This is a genomic window from Rhizobium acidisoli (assembly GCF_002531755.2).
In the GTDB taxonomy this organism is placed as follows: Bacteria; Pseudomonadota; Alphaproteobacteria; order Rhizobiales; family Rhizobiaceae; genus Rhizobium; species Rhizobium acidisoli.
Map to the genome: position 1 here is coordinate 3933886 of NZ_CP034998.1, position 22849 is coordinate 3956734.

21 protein-coding genes, 1 tRNA gene and 1 pseudogene are annotated in these 22849 nt (G+C 62.0%); 10 read left to right on the top strand and 13 right to left on the bottom strand.

Going from position 1 to position 22849, the window contains the following annotated elements; genetic code table 11:
- The first annotated feature begins 14 nt into the window (after window positions 1-14).
- The 4 genes from CO657_RS19230 to CO657_RS19245 all read left to right on the top strand — a co-directional run bounded on the left by CO657_RS19230 (window position 15) and on the right by CO657_RS19245 (window position 3122).
- Window positions 15-827 (top strand): amino acid ABC transporter permease, encoded by an 813-nt coding sequence (locus CO657_RS19230; protein ID WP_054182385.1) that lies wholly within the window; start codon window positions 15-17, stop codon window positions 825-827.
- Between the two features lie 34 nt (window positions 828-861).
- A complete protein-coding gene (locus CO657_RS19235) occupies window positions 862-1026 on the top strand; it encodes a hypothetical protein (RefSeq protein ID WP_164918664.1) in 165 nt (54 codons plus the stop codon).
- A 75-nt stretch (window positions 1027-1101) separates the two neighbouring features.
- Complete coding sequence (leuC, locus tag CO657_RS19240) at window positions 1102-2511, top strand: 3-isopropylmalate dehydratase large subunit (protein ID WP_003589724.1); 1410 nt, start codon at window positions 1102-1104, stop codon at window positions 2509-2511.
- 257 nt (window positions 2512-2768) lie between these two features.
- Window positions 2769-3122, top strand: a complete 354-nt coding sequence (locus tag CO657_RS19245) for a hypothetical protein (RefSeq protein ID WP_054182522.1) — start codon at window positions 2769-2771, stop codon at window positions 3120-3122.
- A 198-nt stretch (window positions 3123-3320) separates the two neighbouring features.
- Here CO657_RS19245 and CO657_RS19250 read toward each other — a convergent pair whose 3' ends face one another.
- Together CO657_RS19250 and CO657_RS19255 are read right to left on the bottom strand one after the other, a co-directional pair.
- Window positions 3321-4151, bottom strand: a complete 831-nt coding sequence (locus tag CO657_RS19250; RefSeq protein ID WP_054182384.1) for an aldo/keto reductase — start codon at window positions 4149-4151, stop codon at window positions 3321-3323.
- A 129-nt stretch (window positions 4152-4280) separates the two neighbouring features.
- Window positions 4281-4802 carry a L,D-transpeptidase family protein gene (locus tag CO657_RS19255; protein WP_054182383.1) on the bottom strand — a complete coding sequence of 174 codons (522 nt, stop codon included), beginning with the start codon at window positions 4800-4802 and terminating at the stop codon, window positions 4281-4283.
- A 167-nt stretch (window positions 4803-4969) separates the two neighbouring features.
- Between CO657_RS19255 and CO657_RS19260 the strand changes: the two genes are divergently transcribed.
- Window positions 4970-5653 carry a response regulator transcription factor gene (locus CO657_RS19260; RefSeq protein WP_003582964.1) on the top strand — a complete coding sequence of 228 codons (684 nt, stop codon included), beginning with the start codon at window positions 4970-4972 and terminating at the stop codon, window positions 5651-5653.
- 114 nt (window positions 5654-5767) lie between these two features.
- The gene (locus CO657_RS19265; RefSeq protein WP_054182382.1) at window positions 5768-6223 is read left to right on the top strand and encodes a cyclic nucleotide-binding domain-containing protein; all 456 of its coding nucleotides are present in this window, start codon (window positions 5768-5770) and stop codon (window positions 6221-6223) included.
- A gap of 35 nt (window positions 6224-6258) precedes the next feature.
- On the opposite strand, the gene CO657_RS19270 is transcribed toward CO657_RS19265, so the two are convergent.
- The 6 genes from CO657_RS19270 to tesB all read right to left on the bottom strand — a co-directional run bounded on the left by CO657_RS19270 (window position 6259) and on the right by tesB (window position 13870).
- Window positions 6259-7062, bottom strand: a complete 804-nt coding sequence (locus CO657_RS19270) for an exodeoxyribonuclease III (RefSeq protein ID WP_054182381.1) — start codon at window positions 7060-7062, stop codon at window positions 6259-6261.
- Between the two features lie 124 nt (window positions 7063-7186).
- Window positions 7187-7855: an outer membrane lipoprotein carrier protein LolA gene (locus tag CO657_RS19275; RefSeq protein WP_003589714.1), complete on the bottom strand. Its 669-nt coding sequence runs from the start codon at window positions 7853-7855 to the stop codon at window positions 7187-7189.
- 141 nt (window positions 7856-7996) lie between these two features.
- Entirely contained in the window at window positions 7997-10684 is a 2688-nt protein-coding gene (locus tag CO657_RS19280) for an FtsK/SpoIIIE family DNA translocase (protein ID WP_054182380.1), read from the bottom strand.
- A 281-nt stretch (window positions 10685-10965) separates the two neighbouring features.
- Window positions 10966-12399 (bottom strand): ammonium transporter, encoded by a 1434-nt coding sequence (locus CO657_RS19285; RefSeq protein ID WP_054182379.1) that lies wholly within the window; start codon window positions 12397-12399, stop codon window positions 10966-10968.
- 25 nt (window positions 12400-12424) lie between these two features.
- The gene (locus tag CO657_RS19290; protein WP_003543684.1) at window positions 12425-12775 is read right to left on the bottom strand and encodes a P-II family nitrogen regulator; all 351 of its coding nucleotides are present in this window, start codon (window positions 12773-12775) and stop codon (window positions 12425-12427) included.
- A 210-nt stretch (window positions 12776-12985) separates the two neighbouring features.
- On the bottom strand, window positions 12986-13870 hold the full coding sequence (tesB, locus tag CO657_RS19295) for an acyl-CoA thioesterase II (protein WP_054182378.1): 885 nt from the start codon (window positions 13868-13870) through the stop codon (window positions 12986-12988).
- Between the two features lie 84 nt (window positions 13871-13954).
- Here tesB and CO657_RS19300 point away from each other — a divergent pair, with 84 nt between their 5' ends.
- Complete coding sequence (locus CO657_RS19300; protein WP_054182377.1) at window positions 13955-15169, top strand: ubiquinone biosynthesis hydroxylase; 1215 nt, start codon at window positions 13955-13957, stop codon at window positions 15167-15169.
- A gap of 19 nt (window positions 15170-15188) precedes the next feature.
- On the opposite strand, the gene CO657_RS19305 is transcribed toward CO657_RS19300, so the two are convergent.
- The 4 genes from CO657_RS19305 to CO657_RS19320 form a co-directional block, all read right to left on the bottom strand.
- Window positions 15189-15377 (bottom strand): Trm112 family protein, encoded by a 189-nt coding sequence (locus CO657_RS19305; protein WP_003567459.1) that lies wholly within the window; start codon window positions 15375-15377, stop codon window positions 15189-15191.
- A 9-nt stretch (window positions 15378-15386) separates the two neighbouring features.
- Window positions 15387-16073 (bottom strand): LON peptidase substrate-binding domain-containing protein, encoded by a 687-nt coding sequence (locus CO657_RS19310; RefSeq protein ID WP_172643304.1) that lies wholly within the window; start codon window positions 16071-16073, stop codon window positions 15387-15389.
- Window positions 16074-16251: 178 nt separating this feature from the next.
- Window positions 16252-17226: a thioredoxin gene (gene trxA / locus CO657_RS19315; protein ID WP_003589702.1), complete on the bottom strand. Its 975-nt coding sequence runs from the start codon at window positions 17224-17226 to the stop codon at window positions 16252-16254.
- Between the two features lie 56 nt (window positions 17227-17282).
- The gene (locus CO657_RS19320) at window positions 17283-17792 is read right to left on the bottom strand and encodes a prolyl-tRNA synthetase associated domain-containing protein (protein WP_054182521.1); all 510 of its coding nucleotides are present in this window, start codon (window positions 17790-17792) and stop codon (window positions 17283-17285) included.
- A gap of 256 nt (window positions 17793-18048) precedes the next feature.
- Between CO657_RS19320 and CO657_RS19325 the strand changes: the two genes are divergently transcribed.
- Window positions 18049-18123, top strand: a tRNA-Gly gene (locus CO657_RS19325).
- A gap of 129 nt (window positions 18124-18252) precedes the next feature.
- On the opposite strand, the pseudogene CO657_RS19330 reads toward CO657_RS19325, so the two are convergent.
- Window positions 18253-19153 (bottom strand): annotated as a pseudogene (locus CO657_RS19330) (HNH endonuclease).
- A gap of 258 nt (window positions 19154-19411) precedes the next feature.
- Here CO657_RS19330 and CO657_RS19335 point away from each other — a divergent pair.
- Both CO657_RS19335 and CO657_RS19340 read left to right on the top strand, forming a co-directional pair.
- Entirely contained in the window at window positions 19412-20854 is a 1443-nt protein-coding gene (locus tag CO657_RS19335) for a M81 family metallopeptidase (protein ID WP_054182376.1), read from the top strand.
- A 71-nt stretch (window positions 20855-20925) separates the two neighbouring features.
- The gene (locus CO657_RS19340) at window positions 20926-22707 is read left to right on the top strand and encodes a gamma-glutamyltransferase family protein (RefSeq protein ID WP_054182375.1); all 1782 of its coding nucleotides are present in this window, start codon (window positions 20926-20928) and stop codon (window positions 22705-22707) included.
- Window positions 22708-22849 lie beyond the last annotated feature (142 nt).

A 22849-nucleotide genomic window follows, 5' to 3' on the forward strand; every position in this document is an offset into this window, starting at 1 on the left:
CCGAGCCATTGCTGATGGCTTTGCGACCATCTCCCGACAGACACGTCAAGGACGACTATCCCTGGTGGCTGGTCGCGCTCGTCGCGATCGGCGTCATCCTTGCCGCCGTCATCGTCACCAACGATATCTACGCCCAGGTTTTCCGCACCGTCGTCAACGGCGTCGGCATCACCGTCTTCGTGACGCTGGTCGCCTTCGTGCTCGCCACCGTGCTCGGCCTCGGCATCTGCCTGCTCGGCATGGCCGACAGCCAGATCGCGCGGCAGATCGCGCGTTTCTATATCGAGATCATCCGCGGCATCCCGATCCTCGTGCTCTTGTTCTACGTCGCCTTCGTCGGCGCCCCGGCCCTGGTTGCCGGCTATAATTTTCTGATTTCGCCGCTGGTGAGTTCAGGCATAGCCGAGCCCATCCTGGTGCGCGATCTCTCGCTGATGTGGCGGGCGATCATCGCGCTGACGATCGGTTATTCCTCCTTCATCGCCGAAATCTTCCGGGCCGGTTTCCAGTCGGTCGACCTCGGCCAGATCGAGGCCGCCAAGGCGCTCGGCCTTTCCCGCTACCGGCGCTTCCGCTCCGTCGTCTTCCCGCAGGCGATCCGGGTGATCTTCCCGCCGCTTTCCAACGATTTCGTTTCGATGGTGAAGGATTCGTCGCTCGTCTCCGTGCTCGGCGTCGCCGACATTACCCAGATGGGCAAGGTCTATGCCGCCGGCTCCTTCCGCTTCTTCGAGACCTATTCCATCGTCACCTACATCTACCTGATCCTGACGATCGGCCTGTCGCTGGCGCTGCGGCGGACGGAGAAATGGATGAAGTCGCGGTAAAGGGTGGCACGCTGAGCAGGCGGCGGACGGGCTGTTGATGATTCAAATTGAAGCCGCCGCGAAAAATCGTTATATGCAGGCAATGGAATCCAAGTTCAGATGCACAGGCGCGCATATTTTCGTGCTGCAGGACCATTATCGCCTGCCGGCGCGGTTCTTTGCATGCGTGTCCGGTGCGCTCAACAGCCGACTTCGTTGATCGAATGACGGCCGGCGGAGCTTGATCCGCTTTTTACTCGATTTCCCAAAAGCATCCAAAAACGGACTTAACGCCATGAGCGCACCGCGTACCCTCTACGACAAGATCTGGGATGATCACCTGGTCGACGAACAGCCGGACGGCACCTGTCTTCTCTACATCGACCGCCACCTGGTCCACGAAGTCACCTCGCCGCAGGCGTTCGAAGGCCTGCGGATGACCGGCCGCAAGGTTCGCGCCCCGGAAAAGACGCTTGCCGTTGTCGACCATAACGTTCCGACCTCGCCCGACCGCCATCTCGGCATCAAGAACGAGGAAAGCCGCATCCAGGTGGAAGCGCTGGCGACCAACGCCGCCGAATTCGGCGTCGAATATTATTCGGCAAGCGACAAGCGCCAGGGCATCGTTCACATCGTCGGCCCGGAACAGGGTTTCACCCTGCCCGGCATGACCATCGTCTGCGGTGACAGCCACACCTCGACGCACGGCGCCTTCGGCGCGCTGGCGCACGGCATCGGCACCTCCGAGGTCGAGCATGTGCTGGCGACCCAGACGCTGATCCAGAAGAAGGCGAAGAACATGCTGGTGCGTGTCGACGGCCTGCTGCCGCCGCACGTCACCGCTAAGGACATCATCCTCGCCATCATCGGCGAAATCGGCACCGCCGGCGGCACCGGCCACGTCATCGAATTTGCCGGCGAAGCGATCCGCTCGCTGTCGATGGAAGGCCGCATGACCATCTGCAACATGACGATCGAAGGCGGCGCCCGCGCCGGCCTGATCGCCCCTGACGAAAAGACCTTCGAATACATCAAGGGCAAGCCGCGCGCGCCGAAGGGCGAAGCGCTGGAACAGGCGATCGCCTACTGGAAGACGCTGCAGACCGACGAGGGCGCGCATTACGACCGCGTCGTCGTGCTCGATGCCGCCAGCCTGCCGCCGATCGTCTCCTGGGGCTCCTCGCCCGAGGACGTCATCTCCGTTCAGGGCATCGTGCCGAATCCCGACGACATCCAGGACGAGACCAAGCGCACCTCCAAATGGCGCGCGCTCGACTATATGGGTCTGAAGCCCGGCACCAAGATGACCGACATCACGCTTGACCGCGTCTTCATCGGCTCCTGCACCAACGGCCGCATCGAGGACCTGCGCGAAGTCGCCAAGGTGGTCGAAGGCAAGACGGTTGCTTCAACCGTCGATGCGATGATCGTTCCGGGCTCCGGCCTCGTCAAGGAACAGGCGGAAGCCGAAGGCCTCGACAAGATCTTCAAGGCCGCCGGTTTCGACTGGCGCGAGCCGGGCTGCTCCATGTGCCTTGCGATGAACGACGACCGCCTGAAGCCGGGCGAGCGCTGCGCTTCGACCTCGAACCGCAACTTCGAAGGCCGTCAGGGCTTCAAGGGCCGCACGCACCTGGTCTCGCCGGCAATGGCGGCGGCCGCAGCGATCGCCGGTCACTTCGTCGACATCCGCGAGTGGAACTGATCCGTCGTCCGACGGAAGAGAATGAAAACCGCCCGATGCGCTCTGCGCATCGGGCGGTTTTGCTTTTCATGGCGGCGGTGCTTCCCCATCCCGCTGTCATTCAACGGGTAAGCCCGTTTGTGCATCGCCCGTCGTCCCGATTTCATCCGTTCGGGCAATCGACATCCAGGAGCGCCTGTGGCCTCATTTATATGGGGCGCGATACGCGACAGATACCGTTCCGGCTTCGGCAAACACGCGCCATCGAGGGAATGGCCATGAGGCAGAAAATGGTACGGAGTTTACTGCAAGCCAGCCTGATCGTCTTTGCATCTCTGAGTTCGGTCGACGCCGCCGGCGCCGGGACAATGCATCCGGCGATGCCGGTCATGACCGCGTCTGGCCTGCTGCAGCAGGTTGCGCAAAACAAGATCCCGTCCCTCAACGGCTATCGCGGCTATGGCAGCGCCCGGCCCGGCTATAGCAAGAGCTCCAACGGCTATTGGTATCCCGCGCGGGCTTTCAACGCTTCGGACGAATATACCGGCTCGATCGGACGGCCGCAGCGCATGCGCAATAGCTGCGACTTCGGCTTTGCCCCGACAAACGGATCGTCGAACTGCAATTATTGACCGAAGCCTGCGTGCCCAGCCATGCGGCGGTCGTCGCAGGTGCCTCCCTCGAGACCGCCGCCCACAATTGTTTTAATGCATGTCGCCCGGAAGTGTGCAGCGGTTCCGGGATAACGACATGCATCAAACCAAAGAGCTAAAGCGCGTCGCATGAATCCCGTCTAATGCGACGCGCTTTAGCGATGATCGCAACGGCGATCAGAAGGTTGCCGTCATCGGATCCGGTCCCATGCGGGCGCCGGCGCTGTCGAGCCTGGCGATCGCCGCCATATCGTCGGCATCGAGCTTGAAATCGAACACCTGGAAATTTTCCTCGATGCGCGACGGCGTCACCGACTTCGGAATGACGACGAGGCCCGTGTCGATATGCCAGCGGATGATGACCTGGGCCGGCGTCTTGCGATGTTTCCGAGCGACCTCCCCGATAACAGGGTTCGAGATGAACTTGCCCTGGCCGAGCGGGCTCCAGGATTCGGTGGCGATGTTCAATTTCTTGTGAGCCTCCTGCGCCGCCTTCTGCTGGAAGTCGGGATGCAGCTCGATCTGGTTGATGACGGGAACGACACCGGTCTCGCCGATGATGCGCTCCAGATGTTCGGGGCAGAAATTCGACACGCCGATCGAGCGGGCGCGGCCCTCTTCGCGGATGCGCACGAAAGCCTTCCAGGTCTCGGTATAGAGGCCGCGATGCGGCGACGGCCAGTGAACGAGATAGAGGTCGACATAGTCGGAACCGAGCTTCTTCAGGCTGCCGTCGAAGGCGCGTAGCGTATTGTCATAGCCCTGATCGGTGTTTTTGAGCTTGGTGGTGACGAAGATGTCCTTGCGGTCGAGGCCGGACGAGCGAATGCCTTCGCCGACACCCTCTTCATTGTCGTAGCCGGACGCCGTATCGATATGGCGGTAGCCGGCGGCGATCGCGGTACGCACCGTCGGAGCGGCAATCTCCTGCGGCGTCTGCCAGACGCCGAGCCCGACCTGAGGAATGGAATGTCCGTCATGGAAAGTGATGATGGGTTGAGCGGCCACAATATATCTCCGGGAGTTTGAAGAATTGGACGCGGCATGGATTGCGCCCGCACTTGGGCGTCCCGGGACGCATTTCAGCCGGAGCGTCCGGTCACCGGAAACATATAGGCGGCCGCATCCGGAAGACAATCAGAGGACCCGGACAATCGTGCCCTTCCGAAGGTGCGGCAGAAGCCGGCGCATGTCGGCGAGGCTTACCGCCACGCAGCCGGCCGTCGGCTCGTAGCCCGGCCGGATGAGATGGAAGAAGATCGCCGAGCCGCGATTGCGCGCTCGCGAGGAGATGTTCCAATCCATCACCAGGCAGATATCGTAGAGCCTGTCGCTACGCCGCATCTCCTCATGGCTTGCGCCGAACGGCGCCCGGACAAGGCGGTTATAACTGGCGTCGCCGGGCTGATCGCACCAGAGCATGTCGCCGCGGATGCGGCGGATGGGAAGCGGAGTGGCGAGCCGGCCGTTCCGCTCACCGCGCCGGAAGCCTGATATCAGCCGCATCGAGGCGATCGGTGTGGCGCCGTCGCCCTCGCGTTTGATCGCGGTGCGGCCGGAGCGGCCGATCGCGGCGGGGACGGTGATCGCCCCGAGCTGGACGATCGCCCGGCTTTTGCGCCCCGGCGCCGGCCGCACCACGATCGTCGACGGCTTCATCCCCGGCTCCCGCCTTGTTTTTTCCATTTTTCTCGCATGTCTTGCATTGTCTGGGGCTCCAATTGAAATCATATCAAAACCTGCGCGGCAACAGCCCGCCGCCCCATCCTTGCCAAACCAGGAATTTGGCGTAGGACTAGGGGACTTAACATGAGGAAAGCAAGGGCATGACCGCACGCACCATTCTTCTGGTGGATGATGACGATGACCTTCGTCAGACGCTGACGGAGCAATTGTCGCTGTATGAGGAATTTTCGGTTCTGCAGGAAGCCAACGCCGGCAAGGGTGTCGCAACCGCCCGCTCGACACCGGTCGATCTGTTGATCATGGATGTCGGCCTGCCCGATATGGACGGGCGCGAGGCGGTCAAGCTGCTGCGCAAAGGCGGCTTCAAGGCGCCGATCATCATGCTGACCGGCCACGATACCGATTCGGATACGATCCTCGGCCTCGAAGCCGGCGCCAACGACTATGTTACCAAGCCTTTCCGCTTCGCCGTGCTGCTCGCGCGCATCCGCGTGCAGCTGCGCCAGCACGAGCAGAGCGAGGACGCCACCTTCACCGTCGGCCCCTACCTCTTCAAGCCGAGCCAGAAGCTACTGACCACCGACAACGGCCAGAAGATCCGCCTGACGGAAAAGGAAGCGGCGATCATCCGCTACCTCTACCGCGCCGAACAGAAGGTCGTGACCCGCGACGTGCTGCTCGAAGAGGTCTGGGGCTATAACTCCGGCGTGACGACGCATACGCTGGAAACCCATGTCTACCGCCTGCGCCAGAAGATCGAACGCGATCCCTCGAATGCGGAAATCCTGGTGACGGAAAACGGCGGCTACAAGATCATACCCTAGGGCATTTCCGTTTTCACAGAATACGAAAATGCTCTATCTCTTTGTTTTCACGCGATTCCGGAAGCAAGACCGCGACGCAGTTTTGCTGGGATTGCTCTAAGGCGAAAAGCCCGTATGGCGCTGACCGACGACATCCGCATGCTCGCGCAGCTTCCTTTGTTCAAGGATATGAACGAGGATCAGCTGCGGCTGATCGCCTTCGGCGCCGACCGGCGCTTGATCGCCGCCGGCCAGATGCTGTTTCGCCAGGGCTCGCCCGCCGAGAGCGCCTATGTGATCATCAGCGGCAGCTTGGAGCTGAGCGCGACGAGCAGCGACGGCATACAGAAGACAGAGGGGATCGCCGGTCCGGGAACGCTGGTGTCCGAGCTGGCGCTGGTCACGCTGGTGGAACGCAAATTCACCGCGGTCGCGCGCGAGGACACCAGCATCATCCGCATCACCCGCGCCCTTTTCCACCGGCTGATCGAAGAATATCCGGACGCAGCCCGGCTGATCGAGAACCGCATCCGTGACAATCTCGCCGAACTTGCCGCAAAGGCGGCAAGCCAGTTCTACCGCTTCAGCTGAGCACTGTTGGAGCGGTTCTGCGCATCCACAAAATACTAGAAATCGAAATGCGCCGTGACCGGCACATGGTCCGAGGGCCGGTCCCAGCCGCGCGCCTCTTTCAGGATCTCGATGCGCTTGAGATGCGGCCCGAGATCCGATGACGACCATATATGGTCGAGACGGCGGCCGCGGTCGGCCGCCTCCCAGTCCTTGGCGCGGTAGCTCCACCATGTATAGAGCTTCTCGCTTTCCGGCACATGCTGGCGCATCAGGTCGAGCCAGTTGCCGCGCTTCATCACCTCGAGCAGCCCGTCGGTTTCGACGGGCGTATGGCTGACAATCTTCAGCAGCTGCTTGTGCGACCAGACATCGTGCTCCAGCGGCGCGATGTTGAGGTCGCCGACCAGAATGGCCGAGGTGTTGGCTTCGCCATTGGCTTTCAAGAGCTTCATCTCCTCGATGAAATCGAGCTTGTGGCCGAATTTCGGATTGATCGTGCGATCCGGCTCGTCGCCGCCGGCCGGGACGTAGAAATTGTGCAGCCGTATCCGGCGGTTGCCGTGCTCGAAGATCGCCGAGATGTGGCGGGCGTCGCCGACCCCGCAATAATCCTGCCGGTGATCCTCCGTCAGCGGAATGCGCGAGGCGATCGCCACGCCGTGATAGCCTTTCTGGCCGTGGATGATGATGTGGCCGTAGCCCATCGCCCGCAGCGGCGCCGCCGGAAAGAGCTCGTTCGTCACCTTGGTTTCCTGCAGGCAGAGAATATCCGGCCGATGCTTGAGAACGAGCTGCTCGACGATCGGCATGCGCAGCCGCACCGAATTGATGTTCCAGGTGGTGATCGAAAAGCCCATGCCCACGCCCTTTCCCGCACGCCGGGTGTTGAGACGGCGTGCTTTCATGAAAGGGCTTTAGAACAAAGGTGGACAGGAGGGAACCGGCCGCGTGTAAAAGCCGCGGGCGATCAACCGAAAACCCTCAGTCGCGTGAGGCTGCCGTGCCCGGAATGCTCTCGTAAGGCACGCGGAACACGCGATCGTCGAACTGCATGCCTGTTTTGACGTTGAAGATCATCACCGACGTGTCCTTGCCCTGGTTGTCGGTGATCGTCCACTGACGCAGGTCGTAGGTCTTCGGGTCGAACATCATGGTGATCGTCGAATTGCCGAACACCGTATTGTTGCCGAGCGCGATCGTCGTCAGATCGGACTCTTCCTTCACGCGCTTCACCATGCCGGCCGACAGGTCGATATGCTGCGCAAGCAGCAGGCTGAGCGGCGTCTTGGAGAGCGGATAGAGATCCCAGGTCTTCAGCTTGGTATTGCCGATGGCGACGTTTTTGCCGTCGGCGATCACCCGCATCGGCGACGGGTCGTCATAGTTGAAGCGCAGTTTGCCGGGGCGCTGAATGAAGAACTTGCCGCCGGTCTGCTCACCGCGCGGGCCGAACTGCACGAATTCGCCCTGCATCGTCGTGACGCCGGAGAAATGGTCGGCGATCGCCTGCGCCGTGCCGGAGGCGGGAGCCGCCGCCTGCGCATGCGCGCCGAATGGAATGGCGCTTGCCATCGCAGCGACCGCAAAGGCGCCGAGAAGATCGCGGCGCGTTACCGTCAGGCCGGAGAGGAAGGTGTCGGAGTTACTCATCTAAATCTCCTTTATGCGATCTGCATGCTGCCGAAAGGCGGCGTCTTCAAGGCGTTGCGATCGGGCCCGCGTGAGGTAACGGCTTGGCTGCCGTCAGGTTTCCGCAAAAGCGGTCCCCATCGGAAATATATGCCGATTATTTCAGCGGTCGAGGATGTCGCCTTCGGTCGGAACAAGAATTTCGCGTTTGCCCGCATGGTTGGCCGGCCCGATGATGCCTTCCTTCTCCATTCGCTCGATGAGCGAAGCGGCCCGATTATAGCCGATGCCGAGCCGGCGCTGGACGTAGGAGGTCGAGGCCTTGCCATCCCGCAGCACGATGGCGACGGCCTGATCGTAAGGATCTTCCGAATCCGAGAGGTTCGAGGTACCGGCCGGGCCGCCGCCACCGCCGCCATAATCGCCATCCTCGTCGTCATCGGCAGTGATCGCGTCGAGATATTGCGGCGAGCCCTGGGTCTTCAGGTAGGAGACGATCTCTTCCACCTCGACATCCGAGACGAACGGGCCGTGCACACGCTGGATGCGTCCGCCGCCCGCCATGTAGAGCATGTCGCCCATGCCGAGCAGCTGCTCGGCACCCTGCTCACCGAGAATGGTGCGGCTGTCGATCTTCGAGGTCACCTGGAAGGAGATGCGGGTCGGGAAGTTCGCCTTGATCGTGCCGGTGATGACGTCGACCGACGGGCGCTGCGTCGCCATGATCACGTGGATGCCGGCGGCGCGCGCCATTTGCGCCAGGCGCTGGACGGCGCCTTCGATATCCTTGCCGGCGACCATCATCAGGTCGGCCATCTCGTCGATGATGACGACGATATAGGGCATCGGCCTGAGATCGAATTCCTCCGTCTCGTACATTGCCTCGCCGGTGTGGCGGTCGAAGCCGGTCTGCACCGTGCGCGAGATCGCCTCGCCCTTCGACAAGGCCTGCTCGACGCGGGTGTTGAAGCCGTCGATGTTGCGGACACCGATCTTCGACATCTTCTTGTAGCGCTCTTCCATCTCGCGCACCGTCCATTTCAGCGCGACGACCGCCTTCTTCGGATCGGTGACAACGGGCGAAAGCAGATGCGGGATGCCGTCATAGACGGAAAGTTCGAGCATCTTCGGGTCGATCATGATCAGCCGGCACTGTTCCGGCGTCATGCGGTAGAGCAGCGACAGGATCATCGTGTTGATGGCGACCGACTTGCCGGAGCCGGTGGTGCCGGCGACGAGCAGATGCGGCATCTTGGCGAGGTCGGCGATGACGGCTTCGCCGCCGATCGTCTTGCCGAGCGCCATGGCGAGCTTGGCCTTGCTGCCGTCGAAATCGCGGGAAGCGATCAGTTCGCGGAGATAAACGGTCTCGCGCGTCTGGTTCGGCAATTCGATGCCGATCGCATTGCGGCCGGGCACGACGGCAACACGAGCGGCAATGGCGCTCATCGAGCGGGCGATATCGTCGGCAAGACCGATGACCCGCGACGACTTGATGCCGGGCGCCGGCTCCAATTCATAGAGCGTGACGACCGGACCGGGGCGGACATGGATGATCTCGCCCTTGACGCCGAAATCTTCGAGCACGCCTTCGAGCATGCGGGCATTCTGCTCCAGCGCATCGGCCGAAAGCGTGGAATCGCGCACGACATTCTTCGGTTCTGCAAGCAGATGCATCGAAGGAAGCTGGAAACCTTCGGGACGAATGAACGAGCCCTGCGCCTCCCGCTCGACGCGGGCGCCGGGCTTCGGACGCGTGACGGCGGGAACGACGCGCGGCTCCGGCTTTCCGGCGGCTTTCGCCGGCGCGCGGATCATCCAGTCGTCATCATCGTCGTCGGGCAGGATATCGGCCGGGCGCGGCGGCATGTCGGGGTCGAAAGGCAGATCGTCGTCGTCATCCTCGTCATCGATCGAAAGCGATGGCGCCGCGACGATGCGGCGCGGCGAAGCCGACCTTGCTCCCATCGATGGCTCCATCGAAGGCTCCATCCGCTCGCCGCGCGCAACCGGCGCCTTGGCGCGAACCGGTTCGTTCAGCGTGCCGAACTCGTCATCGTTGAAATCATAGGGCGATTCGAAATCGCCCTGGCGGCGCTTGCGCGGCCCCATGCCGAAGAGCCGGCGCAGCCGCCCCTGGCTCATATACCAGGCATGCGTCACCGCGCCGCTGAGGGCGACCCAGCGCGACTCGTCCTCTTCGTCTTCGTCTCCGACGACGCGGGCCTTGCTTGTCGTCCCGACGTAATCTTCCTCGATTTCCTCCTCGGCCTCACTGCGGCCGACGAGGCCTGAGGCAAAGAGCATCATCCAGGCGGTCGGCGCGGCAAAGATGCAGCCGACGACCATGGCGAAGGTGCCGGTGGGATAAGCGCCGACGAAGAGTGCGGGAAAACGCAGGATCATGTCGCCGACGACGCCGCCGATGCCGTTCGGGATCGGCCAGGTGAGCGGCGGCGGAAAGCAGCCGATCACGGCGCAGGACAGCACCGTCCCGGCAAGCCAGGCGCCGGCACGGGCGGGAATGCGGCTGAAGCGGCGGCCCGAGATCAGCGTCAGCGCCCAGGCGACGATCGGCAGCATCGAAACGACGCTGGCAAGGCCGAGGAACTGCATGACGATATCGGCAAAGGCGGCGCCGCTGTAACCGAGGATATTCGTCGGCAGGTTGGCCGTGGCATAGGAATAGCTCGGATCCGCGACGTTCCATGTCGCCAGCGCCGCGACGCAGAGTGCCAGCAGCAGAAAGATCGCAAAGCCGATGAGCGCCTGGATCTGCCGCAGCATGAATGCCGAGAAGGAGAACCGATCCGGACGGCCATCCATCGCCGGCGACGTGCTTCTTGCCATGTGTCTAACCCGTCCAATGCCTGAGGGCATGCGAATCACCGAAGCTTCGCCATGCCAAAATGCGTCCGCTCCACCTAATCAGAGCCGGGTTAAAGCGATGTTAACCATGCATGCCTGGCCGGGCATTCCGGGCATGGAAATCAAAAAAAGCCCGAACCTCGAAAGGTTCGGGCCAAATGCGGTCTATGACAGCTTTTCCGGGTCTAACCCGGAAAAGCTCTAGATAGGCCGCGACGGGCCGTGAAGCGGCGCCCTTGTGTCGGGCGCCGCAAAGGCTGCGATCAAGAGGCGTGGTAGGCGGCTTCGCCGTGGGTCGAAAGGTCGAGACCTTCGCGCTCGGCTTCGACGCTCACGCGCAGGCCGATGACGACGTCGACGATCTTGTAGAGGATCGCCGAACCGATGCCCGACCACAGAAGCGTCGTCAGCACGCCCTTGGCCTGGGCCAAGACCTGGGTTGCCGTGCCGGCATAGGAGGCAGCGAAATCGGCCGTCGAATAATCGACGATGCCTGCACCGCCGAGCGCCGGGTTGACGAGGATACCGGTGCCGAGTGCGCCGAGGATACCGCCGACGCAATGCACGCCGAAGACGTCGAGGCTGTCGTCGTAGTTGAACTTGTTCTTGACGACGTCGACGAAGAAGTAGCAGACCGGCGAGACGATCAGGCCGAGAACGATCGAGCCCATCGGGCCGGCAAAACCGGCAGCCGGGGTGATGGCGACGAGACCGGCAACCGCACCGGAAGCGCCGCCCAGCATCGAAGCCTTGCCGCGGGTCAGGCTTTCGACGATGCACCAGGAGACGGCGGCAGCAGCCGTCGCGACGAAGGTGTTGATAAAGGCAAGCGAGGCGTAGCCATTGGCTTCGAGGTTGGAGCCGGCGTTGAAGCCGAACCAGCCGACCCAGAGCAGCGATGCGCCGACCATGGTCAGGGTCATCGAATGCGGAGCCATGATTTCCTTCTTATAGCCGGTGCGCTTGCCGAGCATGATGGCGCCGACCAGGCCGGCGATACCGGCATTGATGTGGACGACCGTGCCGCCGGCAAAGTCGATTGCGCCATAGGAGAAGATCAGGCCGGCCGGCGAGGTGTAGGAGCTCGGACCGCCCCAGAACCAGACCATGTGCGCCATCGGGAAGTAGATGAAGGTGACCCAGAGCACGACGAAGAGCATGACGGCCGAGAACTTGATACGCTCGGCGAATGCGCCGACGATCAGGCCGGGCGTGATGCAGGCGAAGGTCATCTGGAAGACGATGAAGGTGTATTCCGGAATGGCGACGCCCTTCGAGAAGGTTTCGGCGAGCGACGAGGTGTTGACGCCGGCGAGGAACGCCTTGGAGAAGCCGCCGACGAAGCTGTTCAGCGAGCCGCCGTCGGTGAAGGCGAGCGAATAGCCGTAGGTGACCCAGAGCAGCGCCACGACGGCGGTGATCATGAACACCTGCATCAGCACGGAGAGCATGTTCTTGGCGCGCACGAGGCCGCCGTAGAACAGCGCAAGGCCGGGGATGGTCATCAGCAGGACGAGTGCCGAGGAGATCAGCATCCAGGCATTGTCACCCTTGTCCATGGTGAAGGCAGGAGCGGCAGTAGCGGTGGTAGCGGCGGCGGGCGCAGCTTCCTGCGCGAAAGCGACAACCGGCGCCAGAAGCGCGGCCGACGTTGCGCAGATCAGCGCAAAGGGGGAAGAAAACTTCGAAATCGACATTGAAAAAAGCTCCTTGGTCTGCCGCTTACAGCGCTTCTGAATCGGTTTCGCCCGTACGGATGCGCACGGCATGGTCGATCGAATAGACGAAAATCTTGCCGTCGCCGATCTGACCGGTCTTGGCCGACGCCGCGATGGCTTCGACCGCCCTGTCGACGAGTTCGGATGCAACGGCGATTTCGATCTTGAGCTTCGGCAGGAAGCTGACTGCATATTCGGTGCCGCGATAGATTTCGGTATGCCCCTTCTGGCGCCCGTAGCCCTTCACTTCGGTCACGGTCAGCCCCTGAATGCCGATCGCCGTAAGAGCTTCGCGGACCTCATCGAGCTTGAACGGCTTGATAATAGCCATCACAATTTTCATCTGGTTTCCCATCCTTCGTTATCCTCGGCACGGAGCCGACTCTCCTTGCCGCTGACGTTCCTGAACAGCGACCGGCTATATACATTCAAGGGACGTGCCAGATTCGAAGCGCGATATAACTTATTGAAAAATAACAATTATAATATGGAGAGCCAATAAACAGGCAAATGATCGGCCAATAAGCGCACAAATAATGCGCAAATTTTCAAAGATGCATATTATTTATTCATTTGCCTTTTTCCGAATCAGACCTTCCTGCGCGACGGAGGCGATCAGCGCACCCGATCGGGTAAAGAGGCTGCCCCGGGTCAGCCCTCTGGCGCTCGAAGCCGAGGGGCTGTCCTGCGTATAGAGCAGCCAGTCGTCGAGCTTGCAGGGTCTGTGGAACCACATGGAATGATCGAGGCTCGCCACCTGCAGGCTCTGGTCGAAGATGGAGGTGCCGTGTGCATAGAGCGACGTATCAAGCAGCGTCATGTCCGAGAGATAGGCAAGAACCGCCGCCTGATAGAGCCGGTCGTCGGGAACCGGGCCGGTGGCGCGCACCCAGACATCCTGTTTGGGGTCGAGCTTCTTGTCGGAAAAATAATGCGTCAGCGAGACGGGACGGATCTCGATCGGCCGCTCGCGCTGCCAGTATTTTCGGATCGCCTCCGGCGCATGCGTCAGATACTGATCCTTGATCTGCTGTTCGCCGAGCAGCGCTTCCGGCATTTCGACCTCGGGCATGGCGATCTGGTGGTCGAAGCCCGGCTCTTCCACCTGGAAGGAAGCCGACAGCGTGAAGATCGCCTTGCCGTGCTGGATGGCGACGACGCGCCGGGTATTGAAGCTCGATCCGTCGCGGATCCGCTCCGCCTGATAGATGATCGGCACCGAGGGATCGCCCGGACGCATGAAATAAGCATGCAGCGAATGGACGAAACGCTCGCCCTCGATGGTGCGCTGCGCCGCCATCAGCGCCTGGCCGATCACCTGGCCGCCGAAGACCCGCTGCCAGCCGGCCTGCGGGCTGCGCCCGCGGAAGATATCGACCTCGATCGGCTCCAGGTCGAGCGTCGAAAGCAGCGTCTCCATCGCCGAAGGCCCTGATGTCTCGCGCGTCATTTTGCATGCCTCCCGGCGGTAGGAAGTGAAGTTGCGATGATCTATATAGGTCACATCTGAGGCACAAGGTAAGGGAGCGGCGCGATGCTGGATATGCTGGTTGTGGGCGGGGGTTATGTCGGCCTTTCCGCCGCTGTCGCGGTCAAGCAGGCAGCACCGCATCTCAACGTCGCGGTCGTCGAGGCAGCCCCCGAGCATGTCTGGAAAAACGACACGCGCGCTTCCGCCGTCATCGCGGCGGCGGCGAAGATGCTCGAAATCTTCGGTATCTGGAACGAGATCGAGCCGGAGGCTCAGCCGATCACCAAGATGATCGTCACCGATTCCAAAACCTCCGATCCGGTCCGCCCGGTTTTTCTCACCTTCGACGGCGAAGTGGCCGAAGGCCGGCCTTTCGCCCACATGATCCCGAATGTGGCGATGGTCGCAGCCCTGCGCGGCGTCTGCGAACGCCTCGGCATCGACATCCGCCACGGGCTCGGCGCCACCGAGCTGAAGACCGAAGACAGCCATGTCACCGTCACGCTGTCGGACGGCAGCACGTTGGAGAGCCGGCTGCTGGTGGCTTGCGACGGCGTGCGCTCGAAACTGCGCGACCTCGCCGGCATCAAGACCGTCACCTGGGACTACGGCCAGTCCGGCATTGTCGCGACGGTCGAACATGAGCGGCCGCATGAGGGCTGCGCCGAAGAGCATTTCCTGCCGGCCGGACCCTTTGCGATCCTGCCGCTCCGAAACAACCGCTCCTCTCTGGTCTGGACGGAGCGGACGCATGATGCGGACCGGCTGATTGCCGCCGACGATCTGGTCTTCGAGGAGGAATTGGAGCGCCGCTTCGGCCACAAGCTCGGGGCGCTGAAGGTCATCGGCGACAAACGCGCCTTTCCGCTCGGCCTGACGCTGGCGCGCGCCTTCGTCGCACCGCGTTTTGCGCTGGCCGGCGACGCCGCCCATGGCATTCACCCGATTTCGGGACAGGGCCTGAATCTCGGTTTCAAGGATGTGGCTGCCCTTGCCGAAACGATCGTCGAGGCCGATCGCCTCGGCCTCGATATCGGCTCGATCAACATTCTCGAGCGCTACCAGACCTGGCGGCGCTTCGACACCTTCCGGATGGGAATGACGACAGACGTGCTGAACCGGCTATTCTCCAACGACGCAACGCCGATCCGCATCGCCCGCGACATCGGCCTTGGCCTCGTCGACCGGCTGCCGCGCCTCAAATCCTTCTTCATCGGCCAGGCGGCCGGAACGACGGCAAAGGACAATCCGCGGCTACTGGCCGGCCAAGCGATCTAAAACCCGATTTGCAGAAGCGTTATTCGTCGAGGCGACGGGCTTCGGAGACCAGCATGATCGGGATGCCGTCGCGGATCGGATAGGCGAGTTGCGCCTTTTCCGAGACAAGCTCATTGTGTTCGCGATCATAGGAAAGCCGCCCCTTGGAGAGCGGGCAGACCAGGAGTTCGAGCAGCTTTGGATCGACGCGGCTGAGTTTTTCGTCCATGGCTGAAGTTTACTGCAGAACCGTGTCGGAGTCACCGAAGACGCGCGCCAGCACGATCTCGGTAATGGCGATCAGCGTTTCGGCCCGCGTCTTCAGATCGGGCGCCTCTAAGAGCGCCTGCTTTTCCGCCGGCCCGAACGGCGACATCATCGCCAGCGAATTGACGAGCGTCAGATTGCTCGCCCGCTCGACGCTCTCCCAATCGGCTTCCAGCTTGTTGGCATCGAGATAGGCCTTGAAGGCGGTCAGAAGCGCCGCGCGGTCGACCGCCTCCTCCTCGTTCGCGGCCGAGAGATCGGCGATGAACGGGGCGATACGGAAGGTCCGGAAGGGATCGCTGGTGGTTTTCTCCTCCAGCAGCCGAAAGCGGCAGACGCCGGTCAGCGATACGATATAGCGCCCGTCGCCGGTTTCGGCGAAGGAGGTAATGCGGCCGAGGCAGCCGACAGCGGCAAGGTTGGGATCGCCGCCCTTGTCCTCGTGTTCGCCGAGCGCCGGCTGGACCATGCCGATCAGTCGGTTTCCCGTCAGTGCTGCATCGAGCATCGCCAGATAACGCGGCTCGAAAATGTTGAGCGGAAGCTGCCCGGCCGGCAGAAGGAGGGCACCGGTCAGGGGGAAGACGGCGATTGTATCAGGCAGATCGCCCGGCTTCAGGTATCTGGCATTCCCGACTTGCATGAAACCGTCCCGCATTCTTGTAACGGGCATGCCCGTCCTGACGAGAATGTGGTGCCCGCGTCCGAAAACGCAAGGGCAGATGCGCGAAACTTAGTGCATACCCCGAAAATCGGAATCGACTTTCAACAGGATCGGACGCGGCTTCAAAGCGGCACAGCGCCTTGCCGCGCCCTATGGACGCAGCAGCAACACCCTAGGAGAACAGCATCGCCGAAAGCTTGCGCCGGGCCGAAACCGTCGCCGGATCCTTGAAGCCCCAGACCTCGAAGAACTGCAGCAGCTGGCGGCGGGCGCCGTCATCGTCAAAGGCGCGGTCCTTGCGCATGATCAGCAGCAGGTGCTCGGCCGCTTCGTCGCGCCGGCCTTCGACATTGAGGATCTTGGCAAGCTTCAGCCGCGCCTCGTGGTCGTCGGGATTGGCGGCAAGATCACGTTCGAGCGCAACGGGATCGCCGAGCTTGCGGGCTTCCTCGATCTGTTCGAGCTTTTTCAGCACCGCCTGGATGCCGGCGTCTTTCGCCAGCTCTTCCGGCAGATCCGTCAAAGTTTGGCGCGCCCGCTCATGCTGGTTTGCGGCGATCATGCATTCGGCCATTCCGGCAACCGCCTTGGCATTTTCGGGATCGGCCTGCATCACCGCGGCGTAGAGCTGGGCTGCCTCATTGATATTGCCGGCGGCCAGCAATTCTGCCGCTTCGGTGAGCACGGCCTCGATCTCGGCCGCCTCGTCGGCGCCGGCCGGACCGGCGATGCGGTCGATGAATTGCTGGATCTGGCTTTCCGGCACCGCGCCCATGAAACCGTCGGCGGGGCGGCCGTTGACGAAGGCGATGACGGCGGGGATAGACTGGATGCCGAGCTGTCCGGCGATCGAGGGATGGTCGTCGATATTCATCTTGACCAGCCGGACGCGGCCCTTGGCTTCGTTGACCACCTTCTCCAAAACAGGCGTCAGCTGTTTGCACGGCCCGCACCAGGGCGCCCAGAAATCGACCAGCACCGGCTGATTGCGCGATTCCTCGATGACGTCCTTGCCGAAATTCGCGGTCGTCGTATCGGTGATATAGCTGCCTGCCGCAGCGGCGGTTGCCGGCTGAGCGCCGAAGCTTGTCGTCGCCGTCATCTGATTTCCGAAGGAACCGTTGTAGGGGTTGTCGCTGCCGCTCATAGGTATCTCCCGCCGTGCCGATCCTGCCGGCCTCATTGTAGCGCTAAAATCGTATGTCAGGACGTCACTTTCAAGACAAGCGGCTTATGTCCGGTCGCCTCCATGAAACGGACGAGATCGCTGCTTGCAATCGATGTCGTCGCATCGTTGGAGAGCGGATGGCAGTTGAGGATCTCCTCGCGCATCAGATCGGCATCGAGCACGAAAGTGACATTCCCCGCCGTATCGTTGATCGCGCCGAAGGCGGTGACCGCGCCGGGGATGACGCCGAGATAGTCCATCAGCTTCTCCGCCCTGCCGAAGGAGACCCGTCCGGACCCGCCGATCAAATTATGCACCTGCTTGAGGTCGACCTCGGCATTTTCCTCGACGGTCAGCAGAAAATACCTGTCCTTCTTGTCCTTGATGAAGAGATTCTTGGTGTGGCCGCCGGGGATCTCATCGCGCAGCGCAACCGATTCGGCGACGGTGAAAACCGGCGCGTGATCGACCGTCTTATGAGCAATGCCGAGCCCGTCGAGGAAAGCGAACAGATCTTCTCTGGTCTTGGGGGTATTTTCGGACATCGGATAATCCATTGCGCAGGAGGGACAAAGTCGAGGCGTCCTGATTAAATCCGTCCCCAGCATTTGGCAATCTTCGCCACCGACGCTCTACCCCCGCATTTGCGGCCTTTCCGCCTGCCTCCTGCGACCTTGCGAATTTTTCTTCGCCTCTTCGTCATTTCCCTGTTGCATTTGAAAATCCGTTAGGCCATATAGCGCCCGTCGCCACGAGGCGGCGCCCACGGTCCAACAACTACCCCGGACCGATGCGGATTGAGCGGGTGTAGCTCAGGGGTAGAGCACAACCTTGCCAAGGTTGGGGTCGAGGGTTCGAATCCCTTCGCCCGCTCCAGTTTTCTCTCTTGTTCATACCGACGGCATGGGTACGGGACGTAGCCGAGATAGGGTGACGGCGTCGTGTGCGCTACCGCGCGGTTAGCTATCGTTCTGCAATCCCCGAGAAAATAAATAGCCGACGCATTTACTGCTTGAAGCAATGTTCGCGATGCCATTGCAGAAAAATGCACATGCGGTCGTTCGAATGCGCGCCGGGGCATTATCGCGCGGCCGGTCTTGTTGATCAGGCCCCGTACCGCTTCGGGATCATTAACGTGTCGCGAGATGAGAATCTCCACATCATCAGACAGACCGATCAATCCTCGATCGAACATCCAATGGGCCGTGCCGGATAGGGCAATTCCGTTGCTGACGATATCGGGACCGCTCGCCTCGACCGGTCGGATATGCGCTGCATCGACCTCCGCCCGGCCTCCACCGTTGATAAGTTTGAGCCCGGTAATTGCGCAACGCTTGTCATAGGCGCGCAAGACGACCTGGCGGAACACTCGGTCTCGAACGATCCGTGACGCGATAAAACTCACACGATCGCGGCTCTGCTCGAATTGAAACGGTGCCTGCTCTTCCTCAAAGCCCGAGGGGGATGCGTTGGCGTCGACGCGCGGAAGCAGTGGCTCGCTGTTATCGAGGCCCAACGCAATGATCCTGCTGAAGTCGTTCGACGAAATCGCGCGAACAGCCGACTGCGCACGGCCGGAAATCCGGCCTTGCGCGTTCAGCACGCTACGCTCGACTACACCATCGGCTCCGCTGAATGGAACAAGGTTGACGAAGTCGAGATAACTTCCGGGTTCAATCAATGCCAGATACACGCCTGGCGCAGTGGGATCAGGAACGACCTGCTCAACCCTCGCCACAGCGAAATAACCTCGGGTCTCTGTCACCTTTCGAGGTTCGTAATAGATGATCCAGTCGCCGAGGCATGCCTGGACACGCCGGAGATACTGGCTTGGAAACTGATATCGCTCAGCCGGGCTGTCATCATAAATCGAATCTGGGCGGTGGATGAAGACCCCGAATCCCATGGTCGTCGTATAACATATCCGCTTTGGCTGCATAGGGCGCTGGCTGGGGCGGCACCGAAGCTTGATCAAGTTTGTAATTTATTTTGGTTGATTGCTTCGTCTGTAAACTTATTGTCGAGGCAAAGTGAACACGTCTTCGGATCGAGACCCCCATGTTCAGTTCAGCCCCTTCTGCCGCCGCCTCTCCTACCCTGACGCATCGGCGCCGACATTACCCATAAAATCCTGATCGCTCCCAAACATCAGCTGAGGTTTTTCATGCGCATTGCTGTCGGTGGCATTCATATCGAGTGCAGCACATACAATCCCGTGCTGAACGAGGAGAAGGATTTTCGGGTGCTGCGCGGCCAAGCCCTGCTGGAATCCCCCTACTTCGCCTTCCTGAAGGATTATGACGCCGAATTCCTGCCGACCATGCATGCCCGCGCCATTGCCGGCGGCCCGGTTTCACGCGCCACTTATGAGGCTTTCAAAAGCGAATTCCTCGAGCGGCTGAAGCCGATGCTGCCGCTCGACGGTCTCTATCTCGCCATGCATGGCGCCATGTATGTCGAGGGCATGGAGGATGCCGAAGGCGACTGGATTGGTGCTGCCCTTGCGCTGGTCGGCAAGGATTGCACGGTTTCGGCAAGCTACGACCTGCACGGCAACGTCACCCAGCGCATCATCGATGCGCTCGACATCTATTCCACCTATCGCACCGCGCCGCATATCGATGTTGAGGAGACGATGCGCCGTTCGGTCGCCATGCTGGTGAGGAGCCTGACAACCGGCGTGAGGCCCACCGTTCTCTGGTCGCCGATCCCGGTCGTGCTGCCCGGCGAGCGCACCAGCACCGTCGATGAGCCGGCTAAAAGCCTCTACGACATGCTGCCCGGCATCGACGCGATCGACGGCGTCTGGGATGCATCCTTGATGGTCGGCTACGTCTGGGCCGACGAACCGCGCGCCACGGCCGCCGCCATCATGACCGGCACTGATCGCGCCGTGCTGGAGCGTGAAGCCAAACGCCTCGCGAGCGCCTATTGGGATGCGCGCGAGGATTTCGTCTTCGGCTGCGAGACCGGCTCGGTCGAAGAATGTGTTGCGAAAGCCATCGCAAGCCCGACCGCTCCGGTCGTTCTCGCCGAATCCGGCGACAACCCCACAGGCGGTGGCGTCGGTGACCGGGCCGACGTGCTGGCCGAGCTGATCACCAAGGGTGCGACGGGCGTCGTCTTCGCCGGCATTGCCGACAAGGCGGCGACCGAGGCCTGTTATGCCGGCGGCATCGGCGCAGAACTCAATCTCAGCGTCGGCGCCTCACTCGACACCAAGGGCAGCCAACCGGTCACGGCCCGCTTCACCGTGAAATTCCTGCACGAAACGTCGGATCCGGCCGACCGCCAGGCGGTGGTTTCGACCGGCGGCATCGATCTCGTGCTCTCCGCCAAACGCCGGCCCTATCACAACATCGTCGATTTCACCCGGCTCGGGCTTGATCCGCACGGCGCCAGGATCATCGTCGTCAAATCGGGTTATCTGTCGCCCGAGTTGGCGCCGATCGCCAATCCGAACCTGATGGCGCTGTCGACCGGTGTCGTCGACCAGTTCGTCGAGCGCCTGCCGCGGCTGCGCAAACAGCATCCGACCTACCCCTTCGACAAGGATTTTGCCTTCGAGCCGCAGGTCTTCCTCTCCGCGCGCTCGGCGCACGCCTGAGCTTCGAGCCATCCGACTTCCGAGAAAAGACATTCGGCCAGAAAAGACATCAGGCCAGAAGGGCATCCCGAATGACCGAATTCACGACCCGTCCCGAAATCCTCGGCACCTTCGGTGTCGTTACCTCGACGCACTGGATTGGCTCGGCGGTCGGCATGAGCATTCTCGAAAAGGGCGGCAATGCCTTCGATGCCGCGGTAGCGACCGGATTCGTACTGCAGATCGTCGAGCCGCATCTCTGCGGCCCGGGCGGCGACCTGCCCGCGGTGATCTATTCGAAGAGGAAGGACAAGGTCGAGGTCATCTCGGCCCAGGGGCCGGCACCCGCCGGCGCGACGATCGAGCATTATAGCAGCGAAGGCCTGACGCTGATCCCCGGCGACGGCCTGCTTGCAACGGTCATCCCCGGCGCCTTCGACGGCTGGATGCTGATGCTGAGGGACTACGGCACGATGAGCCTGCGCGACGTGCTGGAGCCGGCGATCTATTACGCCGAGCACGGCCATCCCCTGCTGCCGCGCGTCTCCGCGACCATCAAGGGGCTTGCCGCCTTCTTCGAAAAGGAATGGCCGACCTCCTACGCAACCTGGCTGCCCGGCGGCAGCGTCCCCGCGGCGCAAGCGAATTTCAGGAACCCGGTGCTAGCCGAAACCTGGAAACGCGTCATTGCCGAAGCCGAGGCAAAAAGCGGCCGGGAGGCACAGGTGGAGGCGGCGCGCGACGCCTTCTACCGCGGCTTCATCGCCGAAAAGATCGACACCTATCTGAAGACTGCCGAAGTGATGGATACGAGCGGCAGCCGCCACAAAGGCGTGCTGACCGCCAACGACATGGCGACCTGGTCGGCAACGATCGAGGAGCCGCTGACCTATGATTATCACGGCTGGACCATCGCCAAGACCGGTCCCTGGGGCCAGGGTCCGGTCTTCCTGCAGGCCCTGTCGATCCTCAAGGGTTTCGATCTCGCCGCGATGGACCCTGTCGGCGCCGATTTCGTCCATACCGTTACCGAGGCGATGAAGCTCGCCTTCGCCGACCGCGAGGTCTATTACGGCGATCCCGATTTTTCCGAGGTCCCGGTCGCGCATCTGCTGTCGGATGCCTATGCGAGCGAGCGCCGCAAGCTGATCGGCGCCGACGCCTCCTTCGATCTTCGCCCCGGCATCGTTCCGGGTTTCGAGGCGCAGCATGATCTGACGATGACGATGCTCGGCGCCGCGTCCAAGACCGGCGCCGTCTACGAGCCGACCATGGCGCATCTGGAAAAACGCGGCGACACCGTGCATATCGACGTGATCGACCGCGACGGCAACATGGTCTCCGTCACCCCCTCCGGCGGCTGGCTGCAGTCTTCACCGACCGTTCCCGGCCTCGGCTTCTGCCTCAATTCCCGCGCCCAGATGTTCTGGCTGAAGCCGGGACTGCCGACCTCGCTGGCGCCGGGAAAGCGGCCGCGCACGACGCTGACGCCTTCGCTCGGCCTTTACCAGGGCCGCCCGACCCTGGCTTTCGGCACGCCGGGCGGCGACCAGCAGGAACAATGGCAGCTGTCCTTCTTCCTGCGCCATGTCAATCACAAGCTGAACCTGCAGGCAGCAATCGATCAGCCGCTCTTTCACACCGCCCATTTTCCGAGTTCCTTCTATCCGCGCACCCGCGAACCCGGCAGCCTGATGGCCGAAGCGAATTTCGGCCCCGTTGTGCTCGATGCGCTCACCCGCAAGGGCCACAAGCTGACGGTCACCGATCCCTGGACCATCGGCCGGCTGACCGCAGCGCGGCGCGAGGCCGACGGACTGCTGCGCGCCGCGGCCACCCCGCGCCTCATGCAGGCCTATGCGGTCGGACGATAGCGCCTGAGCGCGCGTCGTCGACCGCTTCCAAGAGCGGTGGAGGCAACAAGTATTACGGGAAAATAACCCGGCCCGGTGGCGCGCGACGCGCCGTTTTTGCTGCACCGCTTATATGAGTTCTGCTAGATATTATTTCACCAAT

Excerpts from the sequence above, each read along its gene's own strand:
- CO657_RS19320 (WP_054182521.1), bottom strand. The coding sequence starts at position 17,792 with ATGTCCGAAAATACCCCCAAGACCAGAGAAGATCTGTTCGCTTTCCTC.
- trxA (WP_003589702.1), bottom strand. The coding sequence starts at position 17,226 with ATGAGCGGCAGCGACAACCCCTACAACGGTTCCTTCGGAAATCAGATG.
- leuC (WP_003589724.1), top strand. The coding sequence starts at position 1,102 with ATGAGCGCACCGCGTACCCTCTACGACAAGATCTGGGATGATCACCTG.
- CO657_RS19300 (WP_054182377.1), top strand. The coding sequence starts at position 13,955 with ATGCTGGATATGCTGGTTGTGGGCGGGGGTTATGTCGGCCTTTCCGCC.
- CO657_RS19260 (WP_003582964.1), top strand. The coding sequence starts at position 4,970 with ATGACCGCACGCACCATTCTTCTGGTGGATGATGACGATGACCTTCGT.
- CO657_RS19305 (WP_003567459.1), bottom strand. The coding sequence starts at position 15,377 with ATGGACGAAAAACTCAGCCGCGTCGATCCAAAGCTGCTCGAACTCCTG.
- CO657_RS19245 (WP_054182522.1), top strand. The coding sequence starts at position 2,769 with ATGAGGCAGAAAATGGTACGGAGTTTACTGCAAGCCAGCCTGATCGTC.
- CO657_RS19230 (WP_054182385.1), top strand. The coding sequence starts at position 15 with ATGGCTTTGCGACCATCTCCCGACAGACACGTCAAGGACGACTATCCC.
- CO657_RS19265 (WP_054182382.1), top strand. The coding sequence starts at position 5,768 with ATGGCGCTGACCGACGACATCCGCATGCTCGCGCAGCTTCCTTTGTTC.
- CO657_RS19285 (WP_054182379.1), bottom strand. The coding sequence starts at position 12,399 with ATGTCGATTTCGAAGTTTTCTTCCCCCTTTGCGCTGATCTGCGCAACG.
- CO657_RS19340 (WP_054182375.1), top strand. The coding sequence starts at position 20,926 with ATGACCGAATTCACGACCCGTCCCGAAATCCTCGGCACCTTCGGTGTC.
- tesB (WP_054182378.1), bottom strand. The coding sequence starts at position 13,870 with ATGACGCGCGAGACATCAGGGCCTTCGGCGATGGAGACGCTGCTTTCG.
- CO657_RS19310 (WP_172643304.1), bottom strand. The coding sequence starts at position 16,073 with ATGCGGGACGGTTTCATGCAAGTCGGGAATGCCAGATACCTGAAGCCG.
- CO657_RS19290 (WP_003543684.1), bottom strand. The coding sequence starts at position 12,775 with ATGGGAAACCAGATGAAAATTGTGATGGCTATTATCAAGCCGTTCAAG.
- CO657_RS19335 (WP_054182376.1), top strand. The coding sequence starts at position 19,412 with ATGCGCATTGCTGTCGGTGGCATTCATATCGAGTGCAGCACATACAAT.
- CO657_RS19275 (WP_003589714.1), bottom strand. The coding sequence starts at position 7,855 with ATGAGTAACTCCGACACCTTCCTCTCCGGCCTGACGGTAACGCGCCGC.
- CO657_RS19255 (WP_054182383.1), bottom strand. The coding sequence starts at position 4,802 with ATGAAGCCGTCGACGATCGTGGTGCGGCCGGCGCCGGGGCGCAAAAGC.
- CO657_RS19270 (WP_054182381.1), bottom strand. The coding sequence starts at position 7,062 with ATGGGCTTTTCGATCACCACCTGGAACATCAATTCGGTGCGGCTGCGC.
- CO657_RS19280 (WP_054182380.1), bottom strand. The coding sequence starts at position 10,684 with ATGGCAAGAAGCACGTCGCCGGCGATGGATGGCCGTCCGGATCGGTTC.